The following is a 6,945-nucleotide window of genomic DNA, read 5'->3' as shown; positions in this document are numbered from 1 at the left end:
AGACGCTTTCCTTATTTCAAAAAAGCGCCCGATTGCTTAATAAGAATTTCTTAATATAATTCCTTGCGTTTTTGCATATTCATTGATCAGGTTTATTAATTTATTCTTATGTATTGAAACCGAATTATGAATTTCCCTTTTGCCATCAATTACATATTCATCGAAGATAATAAAGTTTAAATGATCTATTTTTTTAATAACAAAGCGATTACATTCATATTCTCCACATCTAATATTGTAGGAATATAGAAAATCAATGATTCCATCATAAAATTCCTGATCAGAAATTTCATCCTCTAAGAATGATTGTGTTAATTCTTGCATTTTTAATCTCCTTTAACACTAAATGTCACTGCACGCTTAGGAAAGAAAGGCTATTCTATTCACAAATAGCGCCCTTTTCTGGAATAAGGGAATTGGAATCAGATTTTACCATTAACCTCATTTTTATGAAGGGCGCAATTTAAAGTAATACAAATACAGTAAATGCAATAGCTAACACAATACGATAATATGCAAAAGGTGTTAATCCTAATTTTTCAAGTAATTTCCAAAAAAAAGTTACAACTGCTATCATTGCAACAATAAAAGAAGTAATAAACCCTACAGCAAACATTGGAAATCACTTACACTTAAATGTTTCCAACTTTTTAATAAATCCAAGCCTGTTGCTCGACCATAACAAGAAGGGCAATAAAAAAAGAAAATTCCGATGCTGTTTTATATATACTCATTGAAATAAAACTCCAGATTTAGCCCCACGCATATCGTGGGGCTAAATCTCTGGAATTATCCTATTAAAGTGTCGATTGATTTGTGTAAAGACTATAGATAGTAATAGTCACATCCGTTATTTTTTATTAGGTTCTTGTAATTGAAACAGTTCAATAATCACAGGTACTGCATCCTCAATTTGAATTCGATTGTCAATAAAATGCTGCACATTAAATCCATTAAATAGAGCCATGCCTGCTGTTGCTAAGGTTCTGGCATCTAATGGACTTCCGACAATACCTTCATTTTTCATTTCTTGAATAAAATGCGTAAGGAATGTTCTCCATTCCTCCATTTGGAGAATAAGCATATCTTTTATCTGTGGTAATTCATTCGAAATCATACATCCTTGAAGAAGCATAGGTGAAGACCCCTTTTCATAAGCTTCATTTAACAAACGCTTTGAATATTGTAAAAAATTATTAAGCAAATCTCGATCTTTTTTATTAAGAACTGCCTGCAGATCTTCAAAGTAAAAATCAATACCTTCTTTTATCAACTTTAGAAAAAATTCCTCTTTATTAGAAAAATGAGCATAAAAACCCCCTTTAGAGTAACCAGCGTGTTTTACAATCTGATCAATGCTTGTCCCAGAATATCCTTGTTTAGAAAATAGTTCAATTCCTGATTGCATTAATTTGTTAATTGTTTCTTCGGATTGTTTCTGATTAAGATTCATCTTAATAAACTCCTTTTTTGGGAAATTCTTACTATTGATTATAACATACTCAAGGTATATGATAAATTTAAATACCGACTAGTCGGTATTTAAATAATGATTATTTCATAAAGGGGTTGGTTATTATAAAAAACTTTAGTCAAGGGAAATAAGTAGTTGGTATTAAAGAAAATATGAACCTTCAGTTCCATTTATGCATCAATATAGTTTGACTCTTACTAATGTCATCACAGCAGTTATTTCCCTATTGCGATAACTAAAGAATTAGAAATGATAAAGCTTGGTACCAAGGGATACTGCACTTACAAATCAGCTTACAATCTTAAATTAACCCCAAGTAAACGACCTCATACTAAATCCTACAAGATATCTGGCAAAGTAAATCTGCTTGTTGCTACAGACCAACTTCTATTACATTTCTATGAATTTTTATTTTTCAATAAACAAAGGAGGAAAGAGTGATGAAACTTAAGCCAATATTAGCCTTAATGTTAAGTGGTATTTTTATAATGAGTCCGCTAGAAGGGAATGCACAAAGTAATGAAGTAGATGAAGAAGTATTAAGTGTAATGGAATCCAAGATTCAGGAGATAGATAGTTTACTTTTATCAAGTCCGGATAAAGTACAATGTAATGATATGTGTACTCAAGCAGAGATTGAAAAACAAAAAGAGACTTTTTTAGATCAAGTAAACAATATACATGTTGAAGTAGAGGAATACTTCAATTCTCTTCACGAGACTGTGCAATCTTACGAATATGAGGCACTGGCTGAAAAGTTAGATGAATTAGACTTAGAAGCAAATAGAATTCAGGGCGAAGGAGAGGTTAGTGACTCTATAGGTACTGAGGAGTTTAACTCTCTTTCGGCTACTAAATACTGGCGTTACGGTGATATTTTGTATTACGGAATAGGTAGCGACAGTTCTGCTCGCGAGCCTTCTTTTACAGGTCATACAGCTGTGCTGTCAACCACTGATTATTATGTAATTGAAGCCTCCAAAACATCAAGATCGGGAAATAAAGTTCATCACTGGAATAGAGAATACCTATGGAAAGGTGCTTCTGGCATTAAGCAATATAAAGTGACTACTCTATTTGGAACAAACGCTACTGCAGCAGAAAGAAAAAAGGCAGTTACATTTGGTTTAAATCAAAAAGGGAAGCCATATTCACTTAAAACAACTCTTTGGGATAACAATTATTGGTATTGCTCTAAGCTTACGATGAGACAGTGGTACAATGCAGGATATGATCTGCGAGGTGCTAGAGGTTTACATTGGAGCGGATATTTACTTGTCATTCCATATGATATTAGAATTGATGCAAATACGCGTTTAGTAAAGGATTGGGGCACTTCATTACCTGTGAAGTTTTAAGGATAAGAGAAAATAACAAAAGATACTAGAATATTCTTGTATTTTGCAAAGAAAAAATACACATAGTTGCAATTCCAAATGCAGAGTATTGCAACCTGACATGGAGCCTCTGTGGGCATACTCCTTTAGCCAAGAAGCCAGTATCCGTAAGGCTTGGCAATGTCACGTAAGCTAGCATGCTCACCTCGCATGTAAAGTCGCAGCATAATTTTATCAATGCAAAACTCTGCACTTTTATTTTGCAAAACACAATTCTATTAATATTAAAGAATAAGGGTATCTGGAGGAATTATGAAACGAAAATTACTCTTTGTTGCGACCATAGCAATATTGATTGGAATCATGATTACTATATATGCATGGAATAAATCAACAGATAGAAGTAACCGCATAGTTGTTAAAGGGATTGAAAATTTTAGCCCTAAGAAAGAAGGTCAAGAAGAAGGTCGTTATTTATTATTTTATCCAGCCGATCCAAGAGTTGCTCAACCATTTACACTAGTTAAGGAAGTATCCACAACGGGAGAGGTACTAAAGGAGTATGAAATTAGAGACGACCAATTTTTGCGAATGGAAATTCATCAAAAGCCAAATGAAATCAATCAGCTGTACGTTTCTTTTTTCGGTAAGGCTGCCATTGATAATTGGTTTTATACGTATGATATAGATCAACGCAAATTTAAAAAGGTTAATCTAACCTATTTTAACTATGATGTAGGAGTTAATCATATTAAACATTTTGGTCAGAATGTTTTATTCCAAACCATTGTCTCGCATAAGACAGGGGATCAAAATACAAATGAAGATGGCCAATTTAACATGTCTATTTCAAACTTTTCTAGAGAGAAAAGTTATGAAACTGAATATGGTTATCCACCAAACTGGTCTCCGCTATTACAGCTGGGAGAAAAAATCATCTATGCAGGAAATGGTCAGGTGAATGATGAAGGAATTGCCGATCAAGCTTTTGTAGCGATAATTAATAGCCAAAATGAGTCCGTTGAATATACAAACTTCAATAAACAATCGACAGAATTTTATCCCGTTTATGCAAAAGAGAACCAAGCTTATATAATTGGCAATTATGGAAAGCTCTTTGTAATTGATAAAGACGGTGATTTTAAAACATACGAACCATTTAAAGAGATACCACCTCAAGAATTCTATTATAAGATTGAAGGCGGCGGTACACTTTTGCTAAATGAAGAGGCTGCTTTACACAGCGTATATAATGAGAGCTCAGGAACCACGTTAGGTTTGTTGTTATTTAAAGAGAAACCGACTTTCACCGTTCTAGATAAAGATTATATAAAAAAAGAAAACACGTATAGGCTATTATATCAAGACATAAACAAACAAGAAATTTACCTACTTGAAAAAGAAGGTGAAAAACATGGTAACTTACTAGTTATAGACAACCATTCTTTTGATTTAGTCCATAAAATCCCTGTCGATTATGAGTATTTACTGGATTTCGTCATTAAAAAATGATTGTGAACTGATCAGTTTAGAAGAGATACCCCCTGTACAACTTTTGGGATAGCTCTTTCTTCTTGTTTTAACTTGTCCATTAGGTATTTCTCATCTTTTACAAAGTCCTTTAAATAATAGAATTTCTTTATGATCATTTAATACAATCAAGATTAATCAGTTCCGTTCCGTTCCGTCCAGAGATTGATATTAATGCCTGGAAAAACGTTTGCTTTATATCTTCTACTTTCTGAATAACTTTTTGTAATAACTGGTTCATTTACAGAACCTATTTCGTTTCAGGAAAATAAAAACTCATACTGTTGTGTGACAATAAAGTTGTTTAACTACAATTATCAAGACCTAAATAATAATAATTCTTAAAAATAAAGGAGAACACATATTATACAAAACTAATATGTGCTCTCCTTTTATTCAATTAAATGGCCCGATTGTTGAATAGATTGATTGGGCTTTTTTAAAACAACTTTACTGTTATTAAATCGACCTTATTATGATTTAAACAACTTTATTATCATGAAACATTAAGAAAAAAAGGCTCTCACCATATTCAGTATTTTTGATTCATTTTTCAACATATTAAGTAAATTTGTGTCAATTAAAATGACACGAATTTACTTAATAAAAATGAAAAAAACCTTATTTCTAAGGCTTTCTGGTTTAAGTATTCTTGTGTCGTTCGTCAGTCGGCTAGTTCTCATAATTAATGGTTTCGAACATAATTCTCAGGGATCGACCGCATAACTACCAGGAGGTTAGAAAATTATGAATTACGTTCAAGCTGCGGATGATTATCTCATGTATTTGGAAGTCGAGAAAAGTTATTCCGTGAACACCCTTAAAAGTTACGCTTTCGATTTAAGCTCTATGGTGAATTTTTAACGGCTAACGACCGTTCATTGAACTTAGATGAACTTACTTCGTCCAGTGTACGCCGTTTTGTTCAAGACCAGGTCATCAACCATGGCATCAAGCCAAGAACCTTGCAAAGGCGTCTATCTTGCCTGAAATCATTCAGCCAATACTGTTTAAAAGAAAACTACATGAAGTCTGACTTCACAGCAGGAATCCAGGCGCCTAAATCCGATAAAAAGTTACCGAAATACATGACATTGCAGGAGCTTCACAAATTATTTGCCTATTTGGAGCAAGACCAGCGATCGCAGGCAATTAGAAATGAATTGATGTTTAAATTATTAGCTGCAACAGGGATGAGACGACAAGAATTAGTGGATTTAATATGGGAGCAAGTCGATTTAGACAACAATACGATTTTAGTTCGAGGGAAAGGGAAAAAAGAACGCCTCCTCCCCCTTCACAAGATTGTTTTACCTTTGTTTCAAGCGTATAGACAACGTCCTTCAGAACAGCAAAACTATTATAGTGAACCGATATTCTATAATAAGAATAATAAGCAGCAGAACCCACATGGACTTCATAAAATATTCAAGGAAACCTTAGATAGGTCTGGATTGCCCTCACATAGATTTTCATTGCATCATTTAAGGCAAACGTTTGCTACCTTACTGTTACAAGAAAATAAAGAAATACAGATTTATAGGGCATGAAAACCTTGCTAGGACTAGTAAGTACACTCATATAGACGTTGAACAGAAAAAAAACAAATTTGTGGTTATAATATAATTAATTATTGATGAAAAAACGACAGAAATTAATCTGTCGTTTTATTCTGTCATAGAAGATTTGTTATGGCCGTTATTTAATGTTTTGATGTTTGTAATGCTCTATCATCAGCTTTCTAATAATTTTGGATTTGACTTCGAAAGTTCTAAAATAAAGTCTTCTGAAAATGGGAGTCCTGCTAATAAATCATTATTACCTCTCTTCCCCATTTCCTCGTGGTCTATGGATGGGAAATCACCCTTTTCTTCTGTAACACTTTGTTCTAATTCTAATTCAATTTTGGTCAATTCCTCTTTGATCTGTTGGATTTTTCGTTTATGTGTTCTAAGATAAAGTTCAACGTTGGCCCCAGAGCTGTGTCCAATTGATGGTTTCGACTGACATTCCTTGTTCATCTAAGAGTGTGGCAATCGTATATCGAAAACCATGAGGAGTTATCCTCTCTTCTCCTTTCCAATTCAGAAATTCATTCACTTTATTGACCGCAGCATTCAACTGCTTATTTTTAAGCGGGTAACCCTTAATCACATAACTAAGTGGATCGTCATCATTCAGTTTCATTTCTTCTACGTGTTTCCGTAGTTCTTGCAATAAAAGAGGTGGAAGTGGCAACACCTGCATCTTGTTTTTCGAATTCTTAATTTTTTGATTGTAAATAATCAAACCCTCTTCCAAATTAATGTTTCCCACTTTCAATTTGGTAATGGCCTGGTTACGAAGGCCCGTAAGCAGAAGCAGTTTAATTGTACAATCCATCTATTTACAAGACTTAAGTGTGGCACATTTTCTAATATTGATTCCATCATATCGTTTTTTATAATAGAAAGTAGATGATAGTTTAAATGAGTTGAAGAATTTTTTATGTAATTTGCACCCGTAATTGTCGTAGAAGAAGTTGAAGTAATACAATTAATGAAACACTTACTGATTGTTTGAAATTTTGACATAAGAATTTTCGCCTATTTAACTAATTTTGGG

Annotated in this window: 9 protein-coding genes and 1 pseudogene; 4 read left to right on the top strand and 6 right to left on the bottom strand. The window is 33.3% G+C overall.

Annotation, left to right across the window (positions count from 1 at the left end; all coding sequences use genetic code 11):
* Nucleotides 1-36: 36 nt before the first annotated feature.
* The 3 genes and pseudogenes from V7127_RS08275 to V7127_RS08265 all read right to left on the bottom strand — a co-directional run bounded on the left by V7127_RS08275 (nucleotide 37) and on the right by V7127_RS08265 (nucleotide 1,453).
* Nucleotides 37-324: a hypothetical protein gene (locus tag V7127_RS08275; RefSeq protein WP_335484784.1), complete on the bottom strand. Its 288-nt coding sequence runs from the start codon at nucleotides 322-324 to the stop codon at nucleotides 37-39.
* Nucleotides 325-463: 139 nt separating this feature from the next.
* Nucleotides 464-725, bottom strand: a pseudogene (locus tag V7127_RS08270) (undecaprenyl-diphosphate phosphatase); the annotation flags it as partial.
* Nucleotides 726-850: 125 nt separating this feature from the next.
* Complete coding sequence (locus V7127_RS08265) at nucleotides 851-1,453, bottom strand: TetR/AcrR family transcriptional regulator (protein WP_335484782.1); 603 nt, start codon at nucleotides 1,451-1,453, stop codon at nucleotides 851-853.
* Between the two features lie 461 nt (nucleotides 1,454-1,914).
* On the opposite strand from V7127_RS08265, the gene V7127_RS08260 reads away from it, so the two are divergent.
* Both V7127_RS08260 and V7127_RS08255 read left to right on the top strand, forming a co-directional pair.
* Nucleotides 1,915-2,832 carry a YiiX/YebB-like N1pC/P60 family cysteine hydrolase gene (locus tag V7127_RS08260; protein WP_335484780.1) on the top strand — a complete coding sequence of 306 codons (918 nt, stop codon included), beginning with the start codon at nucleotides 1,915-1,917 and terminating at the stop codon, nucleotides 2,830-2,832.
* 291 nt (nucleotides 2,833-3,123) lie between these two features.
* The gene (locus tag V7127_RS08255) at nucleotides 3,124-4,323 is read left to right on the top strand and encodes a hypothetical protein (protein ID WP_335484778.1); all 1,200 of its coding nucleotides are present in this window, start codon (nucleotides 3,124-3,126) and stop codon (nucleotides 4,321-4,323) included.
* Between the two features lie 133 nt (nucleotides 4,324-4,456).
* On the opposite strand, the gene V7127_RS08250 is transcribed toward V7127_RS08255, so the two are convergent.
* Complete coding sequence (locus tag V7127_RS08250) at nucleotides 4,457-4,582, bottom strand: hypothetical protein (protein WP_335484776.1); 126 nt, start codon at nucleotides 4,580-4,582, stop codon at nucleotides 4,457-4,459.
* 506 nt (nucleotides 4,583-5,088) lie between these two features.
* On the opposite strand from V7127_RS08250, the gene V7127_RS25855 reads away from it, so the two are divergent.
* Both V7127_RS25855 and V7127_RS08245 read left to right on the top strand, forming a co-directional pair.
* Nucleotides 5,089-5,205 carry a site-specific integrase gene (locus tag V7127_RS25855; protein WP_438823986.1) on the top strand — a complete coding sequence of 39 codons (117 nt, stop codon included), beginning with the start codon at nucleotides 5,089-5,091 and terminating at the stop codon, nucleotides 5,203-5,205.
* Between the two features lie 17 nt (nucleotides 5,206-5,222).
* On the top strand, nucleotides 5,223-5,891 hold the full coding sequence (locus V7127_RS08245) for a tyrosine-type recombinase/integrase (protein ID WP_335484774.1): 669 nt from the start codon (nucleotides 5,223-5,225) through the stop codon (nucleotides 5,889-5,891).
* A 183-nt stretch (nucleotides 5,892-6,074) separates the two neighbouring features.
* Here V7127_RS08245 and V7127_RS08240 read toward each other — a convergent pair whose 3' ends face one another.
* Nucleotides 6,075-6,254, bottom strand: coding sequence for a hypothetical protein (locus tag V7127_RS08240; RefSeq protein WP_335345825.1), 180 nt, complete (start codon nucleotides 6,252-6,254; stop codon nucleotides 6,075-6,077).
* Nucleotides 6,255-6,303: 49 nt separating this feature from the next.
* A complete protein-coding gene (locus V7127_RS08235) occupies nucleotides 6,304-6,723 on the bottom strand; it encodes a site-specific integrase (protein ID WP_335345824.1) in 420 nt (139 codons plus the stop codon).
* Nucleotides 6,724-6,945 lie beyond the last annotated feature (222 nt).

Source organism: Bacillus sp. JJ1773 (assembly GCF_036962035.1).
Classification (GTDB): domain Bacteria; phylum Bacillota; class Bacilli; order Bacillales; family Cytobacillaceae; genus Cytobacillus.
This window is presented reverse-complemented; position numbering and strand designations above follow the sequence as displayed.

Bases quoted from the DNA above. Each gene is read 5' to 3' on its own strand.
- V7127_RS08275 (WP_335484784.1), bottom strand. From the start codon at position 324: ATGCAAGAATTAACACAATCATTCTTAGAGGATGAAATTTCTGATCAG.
- V7127_RS08265 (WP_335484782.1), bottom strand. From the start codon at position 1,453: ATGAATCTTAATCAGAAACAATCCGAAGAAACAATTAACAAATTAATG.
- V7127_RS08260 (WP_335484780.1), top strand. From the start codon at position 1,915: ATGAAACTTAAGCCAATATTAGCCTTAATGTTAAGTGGTATTTTTATA.
- V7127_RS08255 (WP_335484778.1), top strand. From the start codon at position 3,124: ATGAAACGAAAATTACTCTTTGTTGCGACCATAGCAATATTGATTGGA.
- V7127_RS08250 (WP_335484776.1), bottom strand. From the start codon at position 4,582: ATGAACCAGTTATTACAAAAAGTTATTCAGAAAGTAGAAGATATAAAG.
- V7127_RS25855 (WP_438823986.1), top strand. From the start codon at position 5,089: ATGAATTACGTTCAAGCTGCGGATGATTATCTCATGTATTTGGAAGTC.
- V7127_RS08235 (WP_335345824.1), bottom strand. From the start codon at position 6,723: ATGGATTGTACAATTAAACTGCTTCTGCTTACGGGCCTTCGTAACCAG.